Origin of the sequence: Kitasatospora sp. NPDC059722 (assembly GCF_042733235.1) — a bacterium.
Classification (GTDB): Bacteria; Actinomycetota; Actinomycetes; order Streptomycetales; family Streptomycetaceae; genus Kitasatospora.
The window spans coordinates 185,842-203,612 of the sequence record NZ_JBHWGD010000002.1 but is presented as its reverse complement, the minus strand read 5'-3'; the positions used below and the strand labels follow the sequence as shown (position 1 = coordinate 203,612).

The 17,771-nt window shown below is 71.9% G+C and carries 16 protein-coding genes; 15 read left to right on the top strand and 1 reads right to left on the bottom strand.

Translation table 11 applies throughout. From position 1 onward, the window contains the following. The first annotated feature begins 216 nt into the window (after positions 1 to 216). Both ACFV4F_RS02170 and ACFV4F_RS02165 read left to right on the top strand, forming a co-directional pair. Positions 217 to 1,044, top strand: a complete 828-nt coding sequence (locus tag ACFV4F_RS02170) for a thioesterase family protein (RefSeq protein WP_380500130.1) — start codon at positions 217 to 219, stop codon at positions 1,042 to 1,044. Between the two features lie 222 nt (positions 1,045 to 1,266). Further along, entirely contained in the window at positions 1,267 to 2,184 is a 918-nt protein-coding gene (locus ACFV4F_RS02165) for a hypothetical protein (protein ID WP_380500129.1), read from the top strand. Positions 2,185 to 2,388: 204 nt separating this feature from the next. Here the strand turns inward: ACFV4F_RS02165 and ACFV4F_RS02160 are convergent, their stop codons facing one another. Continuing rightward, on the bottom strand, positions 2,389 to 2,892 hold the full coding sequence (locus ACFV4F_RS02160; RefSeq protein ID WP_031072501.1) for a transcriptional regulator: 504 nt from the start codon (positions 2,890 to 2,892) through the stop codon (positions 2,389 to 2,391). A gap of 329 nt (positions 2,893 to 3,221) precedes the next feature. Between ACFV4F_RS02160 and pyrR the strand changes: the two genes are divergently transcribed. The 13 genes from pyrR to metK all read left to right on the top strand — a co-directional run bounded on the left by pyrR (position 3,222) and on the right by metK (position 17,646). Beyond that, on the top strand, positions 3,222 to 3,833 hold the full coding sequence (gene pyrR, locus ACFV4F_RS02155; protein ID WP_380498450.1) for a bifunctional pyr operon transcriptional regulator/uracil phosphoribosyltransferase PyrR: 612 nt from the start codon (positions 3,222 to 3,224) through the stop codon (positions 3,831 to 3,833). Between the two features lie 5 nt (positions 3,834 to 3,838). Then, positions 3,839 to 4,828: an aspartate carbamoyltransferase catalytic subunit gene (locus ACFV4F_RS02150; protein ID WP_380446304.1), complete on the top strand. Its 990-nt coding sequence runs from the start codon at positions 3,839 to 3,841 to the stop codon at positions 4,826 to 4,828. Then, a complete protein-coding gene (locus ACFV4F_RS02145) occupies positions 4,825 to 6,129 on the top strand; it encodes a dihydroorotase (protein ID WP_380446305.1) in 1,305 nt (434 codons plus the stop codon). The genes ACFV4F_RS02150 and ACFV4F_RS02145 overlap by 4 nt, the downstream gene beginning before the upstream one ends. Further along, positions 6,126 to 6,719, top strand: coding sequence for a hypothetical protein (locus tag ACFV4F_RS02140; RefSeq protein ID WP_380498448.1), 594 nt, complete (start codon positions 6,126 to 6,128; stop codon positions 6,717 to 6,719). Before ACFV4F_RS02145 ends, ACFV4F_RS02140 begins: the two co-directional genes overlap by 4 nt. Beyond that, positions 6,716 to 7,873 carry a glutamine-hydrolyzing carbamoyl-phosphate synthase small subunit gene (gene carA, locus ACFV4F_RS02135; protein ID WP_380446307.1) on the top strand — a complete coding sequence of 386 codons (1,158 nt, stop codon included), beginning with the start codon at positions 6,716 to 6,718 and terminating at the stop codon, positions 7,871 to 7,873. The genes ACFV4F_RS02140 and carA overlap by 4 nt, the downstream gene beginning before the upstream one ends. Beyond that, positions 7,866 to 11,174, top strand: coding sequence for a carbamoyl-phosphate synthase large subunit (gene carB, locus ACFV4F_RS02130; protein ID WP_380446308.1), 3,309 nt, complete (start codon positions 7,866 to 7,868; stop codon positions 11,172 to 11,174). Before carA ends, carB begins: the two co-directional genes overlap by 8 nt. Before the next feature lie 110 nt (positions 11,175 to 11,284). After that, positions 11,285 to 12,388: a quinone-dependent dihydroorotate dehydrogenase gene (locus tag ACFV4F_RS02125; protein ID WP_380500128.1), complete on the top strand. Its 1,104-nt coding sequence runs from the start codon at positions 11,285 to 11,287 to the stop codon at positions 12,386 to 12,388. A 35-nt stretch (positions 12,389 to 12,423) separates the two neighbouring features. Beyond that, entirely contained in the window at positions 12,424 to 13,257 is an 834-nt protein-coding gene (gene pyrF, locus ACFV4F_RS02120; RefSeq protein WP_380446310.1) for an orotidine-5'-phosphate decarboxylase, read from the top strand. A gap of 376 nt (positions 13,258 to 13,633) precedes the next feature. Then, positions 13,634 to 13,960 carry an integration host factor, actinobacterial type gene (gene mihF / locus ACFV4F_RS02115; RefSeq protein ID WP_030056187.1) on the top strand — a complete coding sequence of 109 codons (327 nt, stop codon included), beginning with the start codon at positions 13,634 to 13,636 and terminating at the stop codon, positions 13,958 to 13,960. A gap of 49 nt (positions 13,961 to 14,009) precedes the next feature. Beyond that, entirely contained in the window at positions 14,010 to 14,567 is a 558-nt protein-coding gene (gene gmk / locus ACFV4F_RS02110; RefSeq protein WP_380446311.1) for a guanylate kinase, read from the top strand. A gap of 37 nt (positions 14,568 to 14,604) precedes the next feature. Next, the gene (gene rpoZ / locus ACFV4F_RS02105) at positions 14,605 to 14,871 is read left to right on the top strand and encodes a DNA-directed RNA polymerase subunit omega (protein ID WP_359967357.1); all 267 of its coding nucleotides are present in this window, start codon (positions 14,605 to 14,607) and stop codon (positions 14,869 to 14,871) included. Between the two features lie 149 nt (positions 14,872 to 15,020). Beyond that, complete coding sequence (coaBC, locus tag ACFV4F_RS02100; RefSeq protein WP_380446312.1) at positions 15,021 to 16,280, top strand: bifunctional phosphopantothenoylcysteine decarboxylase/phosphopantothenate--cysteine ligase CoaBC; 1,260 nt, start codon at positions 15,021 to 15,023, stop codon at positions 16,278 to 16,280. Positions 16,281 to 16,437: 157 nt separating this feature from the next. Continuing rightward, positions 16,438 to 17,646, top strand: coding sequence for a methionine adenosyltransferase (gene metK, locus ACFV4F_RS02095; protein ID WP_380446313.1), 1,209 nt, complete (start codon positions 16,438 to 16,440; stop codon positions 17,644 to 17,646). Positions 17,647 to 17,771 lie beyond the last annotated feature (125 nt).

Here is a 17,771-nt window from a genome sequence, read left to right as displayed (position 1 = left end):
GCGATGCCTTTCACCAACGCCCACCACCGCTGTGTGGCCGGGGCGGCCCCCCCCCCCCCCCCCGCCCCCCCCCCCCCCGAGCGGCCCGCGCGGCCGTCGCGCGTTTCACCCGGGTGGCGTATGTTGGGATCCTACTGGCCGGTAACTTATCGGTCGCACCATGAGAGATCCCCAGGTATCCCCACGCACGTCCGCAGTGAAGGGCAGGCCACCCCCATGACCACGGCGATCCGCAGCGAGTTCGACCAGGGCATCGCGCTGAGCAGACACCCCGAGGAGCCCGGCCGTTACGACGGCGAGCTCGGCGCGGGCTGGCAGATCGGCGGCGGCGTCAACGGCGGGCTGCTGCTCGCCGTCGCCGGACACGCGCTGTCGCTGGAGCACGGCGACCACCCCGACCCGGTGTCGATCAGCGGTTACTACCTGTCCGCCTCGGTGCCGGGCCCGGCCACCGTCCGCACCGAGGTGCTGCGCTCCGGCCGCGGCCTGTCCACCGGCACCGCCTCGCTCAGCCAGGACGGCGTCGAACGGCTGCGCGTCGTCGCCAGCCACGGGGACCTCTCGACGGCCGTCGGCGAGGTGCGCACCAGCGCGCAGCCGCCGCAGCTGCCGCCGCCGGACCAGTGTGTCGGCGTCGAACACGCGCCCAAGGAACTCATCGCCCAGGCCGCCCTGCTGGAGCGCTTCGACCTGCGGCTCGACCCGGCCACGATCGGCTGGGCGCTCGGACAGCCGTCCGGCACCGGGCGGATCCAGGGCTGGTTCCGGCTCGCCGACGGCCGCGAGCCCGACCCGCTGCTGCTCCTGCTGGTCGCCGACGCGCTGCCGCCGGTCACCTTCGACCTGGGGATGCCGGGCTGGGCGCCGACCGTCGAGCTGACCGTCCACCTGCGGGCCAGGCCGGTGCCCGGCTGGCTGCGGGTCACCCACGCGACCCGCAACCTGGCCGGCGGCTACTTCGAGGAGGACGCCGAGGTCTGGGACGAGGCCGGCCGTCTGGTCGCGCAGTCCCGCCAGCTCACCCGGGTGCCGCGTCCGGCGTGAGGCCCGACGGCGCGAGAACCGGCGCATTACCGGTGGTTACATTCCTGTGACACGCCGTACGTGTGCGGCGCTCGGGACTGGGGAGTAACACGGTCAGCGGCGGGCCCCGCCGCCGACCGTGACCCTACTGAGCCGGGAGCCACACGTGAGCGAGCGTAGCGAGCGAGCCATTGGGAGGCGCGTGTGGGCGAATGCCCCTGCCGAGCGCAGCGAGGTGGGAGCATGAGTCGAAAAGGCCGCGCTCGCCGCATCTCCGACTGCACCGCCGGCGGCTTCCGCTCGAACGCCCGTGCCCCGCACCGGCGGAGCGACGGGGAGGGGGCCGACCAGGCCTTCGTCATCGGTGTGCTGACCAGCGCCGCGGACTTCGAACGGGCCCGCGCCTGGCGGGTGACCGACGCCCCCGACTACGAGCGCTACCTGGCCGACACGGCCGACCTGCTCGCCGAGGCGCTGCGGCGCTTCGACACCGTCCGGGCGCGGATGTTCCACCCGCAGGACTTCGCCGAGTTCTGCGTCCTGCACGGGCTGGACCCGGCCGAGCCGGCCGCCCGCGACCGCTACCTGCTCAACCCCGCGCTGCAGACCCAACTGCTCGCCTACCAGGGCGAGGAGCTCGCCGGGGACTTCGTGCCGCGCCTGGTCCGCGCCCGGGAGAACGGACTGACGCTCCGCCACGCCGACCTGATCCTCGACGGCGGGCTCTACGGCGCCACCGGCGAGGCGGACGAGGACCACGGCCGCTGGGTGCGCACCGCCCACCAGCGCGGCTCCGAGGTGCTGCGCCGGATGCTGGTCGGCGCGGGCGCCGGGGTGTACGAGCTGCGGGTGCGGGTGGACGCGCCGGGCGGGAGGCTGAGCGCCGCGGCGCGCGTCCTCCAGTGGGAGGACGGCGTCGTGCGGATCAACGACGAGGACCTGGAGCTGGTCTGCGCGGTGCTGTGCGCCGGGCTGGCCCTGGAACTGCCGGGCGTGGCCGTGCTGCACGGCTCGCAGGGGTCGGCGGCGGCCTGCGGGGAGTACCGGCCGGCCGCGTGGGCCTGGTCGAGCGGCGGGCCGGACTGGGCCCCGGCGGCCCGGCCGGTGCGGCTGGACGGGGTGGCCGCGCAGCCCGGGTACAGCCTGGGGACGGTCTGCTGAGGCACTGCCGAGGCGCCGGGGAGACACAGGGGAAGGCACCGGGAAGGCACGGGAGAAGCGCCGGCCCCGGCTGCTGGAACCACCGCTGCTGGAAACACCACGGCGCGGCCCCCGGGTTCCGGGGTGCCGCGCCGTGACGTTTCTGCTTGCCCGAAAGGGCGGGACGAGCCTCGTTTCCGCTGGCGGGAGCCGGTGCGGGGAGCGTCAGCTCGCCTCCTCCTCGCGCACCGCGCGGCGCGCGTCGGGGTTGAGCACGCCCCACGAGATCAGCTGCTCGGTGAGGATCGACGGCGACTGGTCGTAGATGACGGCCAGGGTGCGCAGGTCGTCCTGGCGGATCGACAGCACCTTGCCGTTGTAGTCGCCGCGCTGGCTCTGGATGGTCGCCGCGTAGCGCTGCAGCGGGCCGGCCTTCTCGGACGGGACCTGGGTCAGTCTCTCCAGGTCGAGCACCAGGCGCGGCGGCGGCTCGGCCGCGCCGCCCGGGGTGCCGCCGGGCAGCAGCTCCTGGACCGGGACGCCGTAGAACTCCGCCAGCTCGGCCAGCCGCTGCACGGTGACCGCACGGTCGCCGCGCTCGTACGAACCGACGACGACTGCCTTCCAGCGCCCCTGGGACTTCTCCTCGACACCGTGCAGGGAGAGACCCTGCTGAGTGCGGATCGCTCGGAGTTTGCCTCCGAGCTGCTTCGCGTAGTCGCTGGACATTGATCTCCCCGGACGAGATTGCTTCGCGTTCAGTGGTGGGTCACGGGCGATTGCCGACGCCGTTACCGGTGGGTTCGACGTCCGTCTCGTAACTCACTGTGAGGTTACGTAGAGTAAGGTGTTGCGTCAAGCCGAATGGGGCAGTCGTGCGAATGGCCTGCGTCCGGGGTGCGTCGGGCGCGTTAACCCGGTGAAGCGGAATGGTGTAGGTCCGTTTGCCCGCTTGCGCGCTGATAGGATTGCCCGAAGCCCGCGCCCGGTCGGCGGGGGCCATCCCAGACATCCTTTAAGGCCCGTCCAGTGAGGCGGGGAAGGAGGTCCGCTTCGGCATGACCACACACCAGGATCCGTCACCCCGAGCACCGCACCAGGTGCTGGACGGCGCGGACATCGCCCGGGTCGTCACCCGGATAGCGCACGAGATCGTCGAGCGCGCCAAGGGCGCGGAGGACGTCGTGCTGCTCGGCATCCACACCCGCGGCGTCCACCTCGCCCGCCGCCTGCGCGACCGGCTGGCCCAGATCACCGGCCGCGAGATCCCGCTCGGCACCCTGGACATCACGATGTACCGGGACGACCTGCGGCTCAAGCCCGCCCGCGCCCTGGAGCACACCGAGATCCCGGCCGGCGGCATCGACGGCAAGCTCGTGATCCTCGTCGACGACGTGCTGTTCTCCGGCCGCACCATCCGCGCCGCGCTCGACGCGCTCGGCGACATCGGCCGCCCGCGCGCCGTCCAGCTCGCCGTCCTGGTCGACCGCGGCCACCGCGAGCTGCCGATCCGCGCCGACTACGTGGGCAAGAACCTGCCCACCTCGCTGCGCGAGGCCGTGCAGGTGCGCCTGGCCGACACCGACGGCGTGGACGCCGTCCTGGTCGGCGACCGCGACCACAACCAGCGCTCGTCGCAGGCCCTGACCGAACCGCACCTTCCGGAGTAGCCCGCGTGATGCGCCACCTCGTCTCCGCCGCCGATCTCACCCGCGACGACGCGCTGCTGATCCTGGACACCGCCGAGGAGCTGGCCCAGCTCTCCGGGCGGGCCGTGAAGAAGCTGCCCACGCTGCGCGGCCGGACCGTCGTCAACCTCTTCTTCGAGGACTCGACCCGCACCAAGACCTCCTTCGAGGTCGCCGAGAAGCGCCTCTCGGCGGACGTCATCAACTTCTCCGCCAAGGGCTCGTCCGTCTCCAAGGGCGAGAGCCTCAAGGACACCGCGCTGACCCTGCAGGCCATGGGTGCCGACGCGGTCGTCATCCGCCACCACGCCTCCGGCGCGCCGGCCCGCCTGGCGCAGTCCGACTGGCTGCACGGCAGTGTCATCAACGCCGGTGACGGCACCCACGAGCACCCCACCCAGGCGCTGCTCGACGCCTTCACCATGCGCCGCCACCTCAACCCGGGCAGTGGCAAGGACCTCGCAGGGCGCCGGGTGACGATCGTCGGCGACGTCCTGCACAGCCGGGTCGCCCGCTCCAACGTCCACCTGCTGACCACCCTCGGCGCCCAGGTCACCTTCGTCGCCCCGCCGACGCTGCTGCCCATCGGCATCGAGAACTGGCCCTGCGAGATCAGCTACGACCTGGAGAGCGTGCTCCCCAAGACGGACGCGCTGATGATGCTCCGGGTGCAGCGCGAGCGGATGAACGCCGCGTTCTTCCCGACCGAGCGGGAGTACAGCCGCCGCTACGGCATGAACGGCCCGCGGATGACCCAGCTGCCCGAGCACGCGATCGTCATGCACCCCGGCCCGATGGTCCGCGGCATGGAGATCACCGCCGAGGTCGCCGACTCGCCGCGCTGCACCGCGGTCGAGCAGGTCGCCAACGGCGTGTCGGTCCGCATGGCCGTGCTGTACCTGCTCCTCGGCGGGGCCGTCTTCGCCGACGGCCCGAACGACGCCGCCCGCACCGAATCCGTGGAGACCGCCAAGTGACCACCTACCTGATCCGCAACGCCCAGATCGCCGGCGGCGCCCCGCAGGACCTCCACCTCGCCGACGGTGTGATCAAGGCGATCGGCACCGGCCTGGCCGTCGAGGCCGACATCGAGATCGACGCCACCGGCCTGATCGTGCTGCCCGGCCTGGTCGACCTGCACACCCACCTGCGCGAGCCCGGCCGCGAGGACGCCGAGACCGTCCTCACCGGCACCCAGGCCGCCGCGATGGGCGGCTTCACCGCCGTGCACGCGATGGCCAACACCACCCCGGTGGCCGACACCGCCGGCGTCGTCGAGCAGGTCTGGCGGCTCGGCCAGGAGGCCGGCTACTGCGACGTGCAGCCGGTCGGCGCCGTCACCGTCGGCCTGGAGGGCAAGAAGCTCGCCGAGCTCGGCGCCATGCACGAGTCCGCCGCCGGCGTCCGGGTCTTCTCCGACGACGGCAAGTGCGTCGACGACGCCGTGCTGATGCGCCGCGCGCTGGAGTACGTCAAGGCCTTCGACGGCGTCGTCGCCCAGCACGCCCAGGAGCCGCGGCTCACCGAGGGCGCGCAGATGAACGAGGGCCAGGTCTCCGGCGAGCTCGGGCTCGGCGGCTGGCCGGCCGTCGCCGAGGAGTCGATCATCGCCCGCGACGTGCTGCTCGCCGCGCACGTCGGCTCCCGGCTGCACGTCTGCCACGTCTCCACGGCCGGCTCGGTCGAGATCATCCGCTGGGCCAAGGCCAAGGGCTGGGACGTCACCGCCGAGGTCACCCCGCACCACCTGCTGCTCACCGACGAGCTGGTCCGCTCGTACGACCCGGTCTACAAGGTGAACCCGCCGCTGCGCACCGCCGCGGACGTCCAGGCGCTGCGCAAGGCGCTGGCCGACGGCACCATCGACGCCGTCGCCACCGACCACGCGCCGCACCCGGCCGAGGACAAGGACTGCGAGTGGGCCGTCGCCGCGATGGGCATGGTCGGCCTGGAGACCGCGCTGTCGGTCGTGCAGCAGACCATGGTCGACACCGGCCTGCTGAACTGGGCGGGCGTCGCCGACCGCATGTCGCACCGCCCGGCCCGGATCGGCCGTCTCGCCGGGCACGGCCGGCCCGTCTCGGTCGGTGAGCCGGCCAACCTGGTGCTGTTCGATCCCGCGTACCGTGGTGCCGTGAACCCGGACAGCTTCGCCACCCGCAGCCGCAACACCCCCTACAAGGGCCTCGACCTGCCCGGACGGGTGCACGCCACCTTCCTGCGCGGCCGGGCCACCGTCCTGGCCGGGGAGCTCGTCGAGCAGGGCGTCGACGCGTGAGTTTCCACCGCACGCCCGCCCCGCTCGCCCCGTTCACCCCGCTGGCCCAGGAACAGGCCAAGGTCCACGACTGGCCCGGGTACATCGGCTGGGCCGTCGGCCTGCTGATCGTGATCGGGCTCGTCTACTGGCTGATGCGCCAGGGCTGGAACTGGCGGCGCACGCTGCAGTCCGGCATCCCGCCGCTGCCCGCCGTGCCGGCCGGCGCCGGCCGGACCATCCTGGAGACCAGCGGCCGGTACCACGGCACCACCACCGCCGGGAACTGGCTCGACCGGGTCGTCGCGCACGGCCTGGGCAACCGCAGCCGCGCCGACCTCATCCTCGGCGAGGACGGCCTGCTGGTGCGCCGCCCCGGCGACGTCGACCTCTGGATCCCGGCCGGGCACCTGACCGGTGCCCGCACGGACTCCGGAATCGCCGGCAAGGTCGTCCCGGCCGGGATCCTCGTCGTCACCTGGACGCACGAGGGCACCGAGCTGGACTCCGGCTTCCGGGCCGACCACCCCGACGAGCACGCCGCCTGGGTCGAGGCGGTCGCTCACCTCGCAACACGTACGAAGACGAAGACGGAAGAGGCCGCGCAATGACCGCACCTGCCCCCACCACGCAGCGCCAACGGCGGGAACGCGTCCCGGCCGTGCTCGTCCTGGAGGACGGCCGGACCTTCCGCGGCCAGGCCTACGGCGCCGTCGGCGAGACCTTCGGCGAGGCGGTCTTCAACACCGGCATGTCCGGCTACCAGGAGACCCTCACCGACCCGTCGTACCACCGCCAGGTGGTCGTGATGACGGCCCCGCAGATCGGCAACACCGGCTGGAACGACGAGGACGACGAGTCCAAGCGGATCTGGGTCGCCGGGTACGTCGTGCGCGACCCCGCCCGGGTCGCCTCCAACTGGCGCTCGCGCCGCTCGCTGGACGACGAGCTCGTCCGCCAGGGCGTCGTCGGCATCAGCGGCATCGACACCCGCGCGCTCACCCGGCACCTGCGCGACCGCGGCGCCATGCGCTGCGGCATCTTCTCCGGCCCGGCGCTCGCCGACCCGGCGGCCCTGCTCGCCCGGGTGCAGCAGTCGCCCGAGATGAAGGGCGCCGACCTGTGTGCCGAGGTGGCCACCACCGAGCCGTACATCGTCCCGGCCATCGGTGAGAAGAGGTTCACCGTCGCCGCGCTGGACCTCGGCATCAAGGCGATGACCCCGCAGCGGATGGCCGAGCGCGGCATCGAGGTCCACGTGCTGCCGGCCGACGCCTCCCTGGAGGACGTCTACGCCGTCAACCCGGACGGCGTCTTCTTCTCCAACGGCCCGGGCGACCCGGCCACCGCCGACCAGCAGGTCGCCGTGGCGCAGGGCGTGCTGGAGCGGAAGACCCCGTTCTTCGGGATCTGCTTCGGCAACCAGATCCTGGGCCGCGCCCTCGGCTTCGGCACCTACAAGCTCAAGTACGGCCACCGCGGCATCAACCAGCCGGTGCAGGACCGCACCACCGGCAAGGTCGAGGTGACCGCCCACAACCACGGCTTCGCCGTGAACGCGCCTCTGGACAAGGTGAGCGACACCCCCTACGGGCGGGTCGAGGTCTCCCACGTCTGCCTCAACGACGACGTGGTCGAGGGCCTGCAGGCGCTCGACGTGCCCGCCTTCAGCGTGCAGTACCACCCCGAAGCGGCCGCCGGCCCGCACGACGCCGCCTACCTGTTCGACCGCTTCGTGAAGCTCATGGAGGGCCAGCGTGCCTAAGCGCACTGACATCAAGTCCGTCCTGGTGATCGGGTCCGGCCCGATCGTGATCGGCCAGGCCGCCGAGTTCGACTACTCGGGCACGCAGGCCTGCCGGGTCCTCAAGGCCGAGGGCCTGCGGGTCGTGCTGGTCAACTCCAACCCGGCCACGATCATGACCGACCCGGAGATCGCCGACGCCACCTACGTCGAGCCGATCACCCCGGAGTTCGTCGAGAAGATCATCGCCAAGGAGCGCCCCGACGCGCTGCTGCCGACCCTGGGCGGCCAGACCGCGCTCAACACGGCGATCTCGCTGGACGCCAACGGCGTGCTCGCCAAGTACAACGTCGAGCTGATCGGCGCCAAGGTCGAGTCGATCCACAAGGGCGAGGACCGCGAGCTCTTCAAGGGCGTCGTCGAGGCCGTCAACGCCAAGATCGGTTACGGCGAGTCCGCCCGCTCGGTCATCTGCCACACCATGGACGAGGTGCTGGCCGGCGTCGACACCCTCGGCGGCTACCCCGTCGTCGTGCGCCCCTCCTTCACCATGGGCGGCGCCGGCTCCGGCTTCGCCCACAACGAGGAGGACCTGCGCCGCATCGCCGGCCAGGGCCTGACCCTCTCGCCGACCACCGAGGTGCTCCTGGAGGAGTCCATCCTCGGCTGGAAGGAGTACGAGCTGGAGCTGATGCGCGACAAGAACGACAACGTCGTGGTCGTCTGCTCCATCGAGAACTTCGACCCGATGGGCGTGCACACCGGTGACTCGATCACCGTGGCCCCGTCGATGACGCTCACCGACCGCGAGTACCAGATCCTGCGCGACATCGGCATCGCCGTCATCCGCGAGGTCGGCGTCGACACCGGCGGCTGCAACATCCAGTTCGCGGTCAACCCCGAGGACGGCCGGGTCATCGTCATCGAGATGAACCCGCGCGTGTCCCGCTCCTCGGCGCTCGCCTCCAAGGCCACCGGCTTCCCGATCGCCAAGATCGCCGCCAAGCTGGCCGTCGGCTACACGCTCGACGAGATCCCCAACGACATCACCGAGGAGACCCCGGCCTCCTTCGAGCCGACCCTCGACTACGTCGTCGTCAAGGTGCCGCGCTTCGCGTTCGAGAAGTTCCCGAGCGCCGATGCCACCCTCACCACGACCATGAAGTCCGTCGGCGAGGCCATGGCCCTCGGCCGCAACTTCCCCGAGGCGCTGCAGAAGGCGCTGCGCTCGCTGGAGAAGAAGGGCTCCCAGTTCAGCTGGACCGGCCCCGTGGGCGACAAGGCCGAGTTGCTGGCCAAGGCGGTCGTGCCGACCGACGGCCGGATCAACACCGTGATGGACGCCATCCGGGCCGGCGCCACCGCGGAGGAGGTGTTCGAGGCCACCAAGATCGACCCGTGGTTCGTCGACCAGCTCTTCCTGCTCGACGAGATCGCCGGCGAGCTCGCCGACGCCGCCGAGCTCACCCCGGACCTGCTGCGCCACGCCAAGCGGCACGGCTTCTCCGACCAGCAGATCGGCGAGATCCGCGGCCTGAAGCCGGACGTCGTCCGCGAGGTGCGCCACGCGCTCGGCATCCGCCCGGTGTTCAAGACCGTCGACACCTGCGCCGCCGAGTTCGCCGCCAAGACCCCGTACTTCTACTCGTCCTACGACGAGGAGAACGAGGTCGCCCCGCGCACCAAGCCCGCGGTGATCATCCTCGGTTCCGGCCCGAACCGCATCGGCCAGGGCATCGAGTTCGACTACTCCTGCGTCCACGCCTCCTTCGCGCTGGCCGAGGCCGGGTACGAGACCGTCATGGTCAACTGCAACCCGGAGACCGTCTCCACCGACTACGACACCTCCGACCGGCTCTACTTCGAGCCGCTCACCCTGGAGGACGTCCTGGAGATCGTCCACGCCGAGCAGCAGGCCGGTCCGCTCGCGGGCGTCATCGTCCAGCTCGGCGGCCAGACCCCGCTCGGCCTCGCCCAGGCGCTCAAGGACAACGGCGTGCCGATCGTCGGCACCCAGCCCGAGGCGATCGACCTCGCCGAGGAGCGCGGCGCCTTCGGCCGCGTCCTGCGCGACGCCGGCCTGCCGGCGCCCAAGCACGGCACCGCCTTCTCCTTCGAGGAGGCCAAGGCGATCGCCGACGAGATCGGCTACCCGGTGCTCGCCCGCCCGTCCTACGTGCTCGGCGGCCGCGGCATGGAGATCGTCTACGACGAGGCCTCCCTCGCCTCCTACCTGGAGCGGCACGCCGGCCTGATCTCCGAGCACCCGGTGCTCATCGACCGCTTCCTCGACGACGCGGTGGAGATCGACGTCGACGCGCTCTACGACGGCACCGAGCTCTACCTCGGCGGCGTCATGGAGCACATCGAGGAGGCCGGCATCCACTCCGGCGACTCCGCCTGCGCGCTGCCCCCGATCACCCTCGGCGGCTACGACATCAAGCGCCTGCGCACCTCCACCGAGGCCATCGCGCGCGGCGTCGGCGTCCGCGGCCTGATCAACATCCAGTTCGCGATGGCCGGCGACATCCTCTACGTCCTGGAGGCCAACCCGCGCGCCTCCCGGACCGTCCCGTTCACCTCCAAGGCCACCGCGGTGCCGCTGGCCAAGGCGGCCGCCCGGGTCTCGCTCGGCGCCACCATCGCCGAGCTGCGCGCCGAGGGCATGCTCCCGGCCGAGGGCGACGGCGGCACGCTGCCCGCCGACGCGCCGATCGCGGTCAAGGAGGCCGTGATGCCGTGGAGCCGCTTCCGCGACGTCCACGGCCGCGGGGTGGACACCGTCCTCGGCCCGGAGATGCGCTCGACCGGTGAGGTCATGGGCATCGACAAGGTCTTCGGCACGGCCTACGCCAAGGCCCAGGCCGGCGCCTACGGCGCGCTGCCGACCAAGGGCAAGGTCTTCGTCTCCGTCGCCAACCGCGACAAGCGCAACCTCGTCTTCCCGGCGCGCGCCCTGGTCAGCCTCGGCTTCGAGGTGCTCGCCACGGCCGGCACCGCCGAGGTGCTCCAGCGCGGCGGCATCCCGTCCACGCTGGTGCGCAAGCACAGCGAGGGCGAGGGCCCGAACGGCGAGAAGACCATCGTCCAGCTGATCCACGACGGCGAGGTCGACCTCATCATCAACACGCCCTACGGCACCGGCGGGCGCCTGGACGGCTACGAGATCCGCACCGCGGCCGTGGCCCGCGCCGTGCCCTGCCTGACCACCGTCCAGGCGATGGGCGCGGCCGTCCAGGGCATCGACCGGCTGCTGCGCGACGAGGTCGGGGTGATGTCGCTCCAGGAGCACGCCGAGCTGATCAACGCCGGCCGCAAGTAGCACCACCGCAGTGGGGGGCACCGAAGCCAGTCGGGTGCCCCCCACTTCCATGCCCGCGATTCGACCTGCCGCGCTGTGAACACCGCTGCTCGCTCCGGGAGTTGACCCCCTTGTACAAGCTTCTGTTCGACCTCGTCTTCAAGAAGATGGACCCGGAGAAGGCCCACCACCTCGCCTTCTTCTGGATCCGCCTCGCCTCCTCCGTGCCGGGCCTGCGCACCCTCGTCCGGCTGCTGCTCGCCCCGCAGGACCGGGCGCTGCGCACCCGCGCCCTCGGCCTCGACCTGCCCGGCCCGTTCGGGCTCGCGGCCGGCTTCGACAAGAACGGCGTCGGCATCGACGGCCTCGCGATGCTCGGCTTCGACTACGTCGAGATCGGCACCATCACCGGCGAGGCCCAGCCCGGCAACCCGGCGCCGCGGCTGTTCCGCCTGGTCGAGGACCGCGCGCTGATCAACCGGATGGGCTTCAACAACCAGGGCTCGGCCCGGGTCGCCGCCCGCCTCGCCGCCCGCCCGCACACCAGCTCCACCCCGGTGATCGGCGTCAACATCGGCAAGACCAAGGTCGTCGAGGAGGCCGACGCCGTCGCCGACTACGTCAAGTCGACCGAGCGGCTGGCCCGTTACGCCGACTACCTGGTCGTCAACGTCAGCTCGCCCAACACCCCCGGACTGCGCAACCTGCAGGCCGTCGACCACCTGCGCCCGCTGCTCTCCGCCGTCCGCGAGGCCGCCGACCGCACCACCGCGCACCACGTGCCGCTGCTGGTGAAGATCGCCCCGGACCTCGCCGACGAGGACGTCGACGCCGTCGCCGACCTCGCCCTGGAGCTGGGCCTGGACGGCATCATCGCCACCAACACCACGATCGGCCGCGAGGGCCTGCGGGCCGACGCCGCGCGGGTCGAGGAGATCGGCATGGGCGGCCTGTCCGGCGCCCCGCTCAAGGCCCGCGCCCTGGAGGTCCTCCAGCGGCTGCGCGCCCGCACCGGCGGCCGGCTGACGCTCGTGTCGGTCGGCGGCGTGGAGAGCGCCGAGGACGCCTGGCAGCGGATCATCCACGGCGCCGACCTCGTCCAGGGCTACAGCGCCTTCATCTACGAGGGCCCGTTCTGGTGCCGCCGCATCCACAAGGGCCTCTCCGCCCGCGTCCGGGACGCGGGCTTCCGCAACCTGGCCGCGGCCGTCGGCAGCGCCGTGCGCCCCTCGTGACCCCCCGTACCGCCACTGGAAACCCCGGAGACGACATGACCCTCGCCCCGTTCGGCGCCCGGCTGCGCCAGGCCATGGACACCCGTGGCCAGCTCTGCGTCGGCATCGACCCGCACGCCTCCCTGCTCGCCGCCTGGGGACTCGGCGACGACGTCGCCGGCCTGGAGACCTTCAGCCGCACCGTCGTCGAGGCGCTGGCCGACCGGGTCGCCGTGCTCAAGCCGCAGGCCGCCTTCTTCGAGCGCTTCGGCAGCAAGGGCGTCGCGGTGCTGGAGAGGACCGTCGAGGAGGCCCGCGCGGCCGGTGCGCTGGTCCTGATGGACGCCAAGCGCGGCGACATCGGCTCCACCATGGCCGCCTACGCCGAGGCCTTCCTCGCGCCCGGCAGCCCGCTGTTCTCCGACGCCCTCACCGTCAGCCCCTACCTCGGCTTCGGCTCGCTGCGCCCGGCGCTCGACCTCGCGCGCGAGCACGGCTGCGGGGCGTTCGCGCTGGCGCTCACCTCCAACCCGGAGGGCGCCGAGGTGCAGCGCGCCGTCGGCGCCGGCGGCGAGCCGGTCGCCGCCTCGGTGCTGCGCCAGCTGGCGGCCGAGAACGCCGGGGCCGAGCCGCTCGGCTCGTTCGGCGCGGTGGTCGGCGCGACGCTCGCCGACGCGGGCGTGGACCTCGCGATCAACGGCCCGCTGCTGGCCCCCGGCATCGGCGCCCAGGGCGCGACGATGGCGGACCTGCCGCGGGTGTTCGGCGCCTCGGTGCGCAACGTCGTACCGAGCGTCAGCCGGGACGTCCTCAAGCACGGCCCGTCGGTGCCGGCGCTGCGCGAGGCGGCCGAGCGGTTCGTGGGGGAGTACGCGGACGCCGTGAAGTAGCGCGGCGCGAAGTGCCGTCCGGGGGCCGGGTGGTAGCCGGCCGGTGACCCTGCGCAGTGTGCGCAGGACCGGGCGGTGCCGCTCCGCCGGGCCTCCGCTTGACGTGAGCGCCGTCACATCGGCGGTGCCAAAGTCTCGCAATCGCGGTCATTTTGCCCCGGAAAGTCCTGGTCGGCCTTGGCTGACCAGGACTTTTCGTGTTCTTTTCCTGACGCGGCGCCGCAATCCGGGTAGTGTCCGGCGATAGGTCATCGAAGAGCCGCGATTCTCGTAGCTCCCGCAGGTCAGGGCCCTGGGGTTCCACTTGCGGAGGTGTCCTGGAGAACCAAACCAGTCATAGCTCAATCCCTTCCTTCCACACCCTGAGGTGAACGGCGTGGCTCTTCCGCCCCTTACCCCTGAACAGCGCACCGCCGCGCTCGCCAAGGCCGCCGAGGCTCGCCGGGAGCGCGCCGAGGTCAAGAACCGGCTCAAGCACTCCGGCGCCTCCCTGCACGAGGTGATCAAGGCCGGCAAGGCCGACAACGACGTCATCGGCAAGATGAAGGTCTCGGCCCTGCTGGAGTCGCTCCCGGGCGTCGGCAAGGTCCGGGCCAAGCAGATCATGGAGCGCCTCGGCATCAGCGAGAGCCGTCGTGTCCGCGGTCTCGGCACGAACCAGATCGCCTCCCTGGAGCGGGAGTTCGGCGGCGGTGCCGCCTGACCGTGCCCCCGTGGTCCCGGGATCGTCCGCGATCCGGGATAATCGGTGCATGAGTGAGCGTCCGCGGCTGACCGTGCTCTCCGGCCCTTCGGGGGTCGGCAAGAGCACGGTCGTCGCTCATATGAGGAAGCAGCACCCCGAGGTCTGGCTCTCGGTGTCGGCGACGACCCGCCACCCGAGGCCCGGCGAGCAGAACGGGGTCCAGTACCACTTCGTCGACAACGACGAGTTCGACAAGCTGATCGCCAACGGCGAGCTCCTGGAGTGGGCCGTCTTCGCCGGCAACCGCTACGGCACCCCGCGCGCGGCGGTGCAGGAGAAGCTGGAGCGCGGCGAGCCCGTCCTGCTGGAGATCGACCTGCAGGGCGCCCGCCAGGTGCGCGAGTCGATGCCGGAGGCCCAGCTGGTGTTCCTGGCTCCGCCGAGCTGGGACGAGCTGGTCCGCCGGCTGACCGGCCGGGGCACCGAGCCGCAGGACGTCATCGAGAAGCGGCTGGAGGCCGCCAAGGTCGAGCTGGCGGCGGAGCCGGAGTTCGACACGACTCTTGTCAACACCTCCGTCGAGCAGGTAGCGGCCGAACTGCTAGCCTTGCTCGGTGTAGGCTGACCTGTCTGTCTTTTCCACCCTTTCGGAAGGTTTTCGCGTGTCCTCTTCCATGACCGCGCCCGAGGGCATCATCAACCCGCCGATCGACGAGCTGCTTGAGGCCACCGACTCCAAGTACAGCCTGGTGATCTACGCCGCCAAGCGGGCGCGCCAGATCAACGCGTACTACTCCCAGCTCGGCGAGGGCCTGCTGGAGTACGTCGGCCCGCTGGTCGACACCCACGTGCACGAGAAGCCGCTGTCGATCGCGCTCCGCGAGATCAACGCCGGCATGCTGACCGCCGAGGCGGTCGAGGGCGCCTGATCCGGTCGACCTCGTAACTCTCCGGAAGGGCCTGGCGGAATCGTTTCCGCCGGGCCCTTCGGCGTTGTGGAGCGGACGGGGCCACGGTGCGGGTGATCGTCGCGGGGCCGTAGGGTGTGCACGTCCCTGGAGTGGAGGAGAGCGGGATCATGAGCGCGACTTCGGACCGGACCGGCGCGGACGCCCCGCGCGTCGTCCTCGGCGTCAGCGGCGGCATCGCGGCCTACAAGGCCTGTGAGCTGCTCCGCCGGTTCACCGAGTCCGGCCACCTGGTCACCGTGGTGCCCACCGCCGCCGCGCTGCACTTCGTCGGCGAGGCCACCTGGGCCGCCCTGTCCGGCCGCCCGGCCGCCACCGAGACCTGGGAGAACGTCCACGAGGTGCCGCACGTGCGGATCGGCCAGCAGGCCGACCTCGTCGTCGTCGCCCCCGCCACCGCGGACCTGATCGCCAAGGCCGCCCACGGCCTCGCCGACGACCTCCTCACCAACACCCTGCTCACCGCGCGCTGTCCGGTCGTGATCGCGCCCGCCATGCACACCGAGATGTGGGAGCACCCGGCCACCCGGGAGAACGTCGCCACGCTGCGCCGCCGCGGCGTCATCGTGCTGGAGCCCGCCGTCGGGCGGCTCACCGGCAAGGACACCGGCAAGGGGCGGCTGCCCGAGCCGGCCGCGGTCTTCGAGGCCTGCCGGGCCGTGCTGCGCCGCGGCGGCGCCGTGCCGACCGACCTGGCCGGGCGCCACGTGGTGGTCTCGGCCGGCGGCACCCGGGAGCCGCTGGACCCGGTGCGCTACCTCGGGAACCGCTCCTCCGGCAAGCAGGGCTACGCGCTGGCCGTGACGGCGGCGGCCCGTGGGGCGCGGGTGACGCTGGTCTCGGCCAACGCGGAACTGCCCGATCCGGCGGGGGTGGACGTCGTGCACGTCTCGACCGCGCTGGAGCTGCGCGAGGCCGCGCTGAAGGCGGCGGAGGACGCGGACGCCGTGGTCATGGCCGCGGCGGTGGCCGACTTCCGGCCCGCCGAGTACGTCACCGGCAAGATCAAGAAGGTCGAGGGGGTCGAGCCGGCGCCGGTCGCGCTGGTCCGCAATCCGGACGTCCTGGCCGAGCTGTCCGCCCACCGGACCCGTTCGGGCCAACTGGTCGTGGGTTTCGCGGCGGAGACCGACGACGTGCTCGCGTACGGCCGCGCCAAGCTCGCCCGCAAGGGCTGCGACCTGCTCGTCGTCAACGAGGTCGGCAACGGCAAGGCCTTCGGGACGGACGTCAACGAGGCCGTGGTGCTGGGCTCCGACGGCAGTGAGACGGCCGTTCCGGTGGGCCCCAAGGAGGTGCTCGCGGACGTGGTCTGGGACTTGGTCGTGGAACGGCTGGAAACGGTCGGCAACCGGACAGAAGGCGCTTGAGTCCGGTCGGAGAGCCACTTGATAACGGTCTCGTTTTCCGGAAGCGGGTGACGTTCGACGGAACCTGACCGTTAGACTCCAGGAATCAAGTCTTTCCGGATGTCCCCGGTCCGCCGGGGGCCTTCAGTCAGCAGCCGCTGCAACCCCAGGGAGCGCTGTGTCTCGCCGCCTGTTCACCTCGGAGTCCGTGACCGAGGGACACCCCGACAAGATCGCTGACCAGATCAGCGACACCATCCTCGACGCTCTCCTGCGGGAGGACCCGACCTCCCGGGTCGCCGTGGAGACGCTCATCACCACCGGCCAGGTGCACGTGGCCGGCGAGGTGACGACGAAGGCGTACGCGCCGATCGCCCAGCTCGTCCGGGACAAGATCCTGGAGATCGGTTACGACAGCTCCAAGAAGGGCTTCGACGGCGCCTCCTGCGGCGTGTCGGTGTCCATCGGTGCTCAGTCGCCCGACATCGCGCAGGGCGTCGACACCGCGTACGAGGCTCGGGTCGAGGGCGATGAGGATGACCTCGACAAGCAGGGTGCCGGCGACCAGGGCCTGATGTTCGGCTACGCGTCGGACGAGACCCCCGAGCTCATGCCGCTGCCGATCACCCTGGCGCACCGCCTGTCGCGCCGCCTGACCGAGGTCCGCAAGAACGGGACCATCCCGTACCTGCGCCCCGACGGCAAGACCCAGGTCACCATCGAGTACGACGGCGACAAGGCCGTCCGGCTCGACACCGTGGTCGTCTCCACGCAGCACGCCTCGGACATCGACCTGGAGTCGCTGCTCACCCCGGACATCCGCGAGTTCGTCGTGGAGCCGGAGCTCAAGGCGCTCGCCGAGCAGGGCATCAAGCTCGTGACCGACGGCTACCGGCTGCTGGTCAACCCGACCGGCCGCTTCGAGATCGGCGGCCCGATGGGCGACGCCGGCCTGACCGGCCGCAAGATCATCATCGACACGTACGGCGGCATGGCCCGCCACGGCGGCGGCGCCTTCTCGGGCAAGGACCCGTCCAAGGTGGACCGCTCGGCCGCGTACGCGATGCGCTGGGTCGCCAAGAACATCGTCGCCGCCGGCCTCGCCCGCCGCGCCGAGGTCCAGGTCGCCTACGCGATCGGCAAGGCCGAGCCGGTCGGCCTGTTCGTCGAGACCTTCGGCACCGAGACCGTCCCGGTCCTCGACATCCAGAAGGCCGTCAGCGAGGTCTTCGACCTGCGCCCCGCCGCGATCATCCGCGACCTCGACCTGCTGCGCCCGATCTACTCGCAGACCGCCGCGTACGGCCACTTCGGCCGTGAGCTGCCGGACTTCACCTGGGAGCGCACCGACCGCGTGGACCAGCTGAAGGCCGCCATCGCCGGCTGATCCGTCCGGATTCCCGGAAGCGGGGGGGGCGCCGCCCCCCCCCCGCGCGGCCCCCCCCCCCCGCCCCCCGCGGGGGTCCCCCGGGTGCTCGCGGGGGTATTGAACCTCTCACGCGCGCAACGCGC

What these genes read in the sequence shown, in the direction of transcription:
- coaBC (WP_380446312.1), top strand. Translation starts at nt 15,021, where the DNA reads ATGAGCGCGACTTCGGACCGGACCGGCGCGGACGCCCCGCGCGTCGTC.
- carA (WP_380446307.1), top strand. Translation starts at nt 6,716, where the DNA reads ATGACCGCACCTGCCCCCACCACGCAGCGCCAACGGCGGGAACGCGTC.
- ACFV4F_RS02160 (WP_031072501.1), bottom strand. Translation starts at nt 2,892, where the DNA reads ATGTCCAGCGACTACGCGAAGCAGCTCGGAGGCAAACTCCGAGCGATC.
- pyrR (WP_380498450.1), top strand. Translation starts at nt 3,222, where the DNA reads ATGACCACACACCAGGATCCGTCACCCCGAGCACCGCACCAGGTGCTG.
- pyrF (WP_380446310.1), top strand. Translation starts at nt 12,424, where the DNA reads ATGACCCTCGCCCCGTTCGGCGCCCGGCTGCGCCAGGCCATGGACACC.
- ACFV4F_RS02170 (WP_380500130.1), top strand. Translation starts at nt 217, where the DNA reads ATGACCACGGCGATCCGCAGCGAGTTCGACCAGGGCATCGCGCTGAGC.
- ACFV4F_RS02165 (WP_380500129.1), top strand. Translation starts at nt 1,267, where the DNA reads ATGAGTCGAAAAGGCCGCGCTCGCCGCATCTCCGACTGCACCGCCGGC.
- gmk (WP_380446311.1), top strand. Translation starts at nt 14,010, where the DNA reads ATGAGTGAGCGTCCGCGGCTGACCGTGCTCTCCGGCCCTTCGGGGGTC.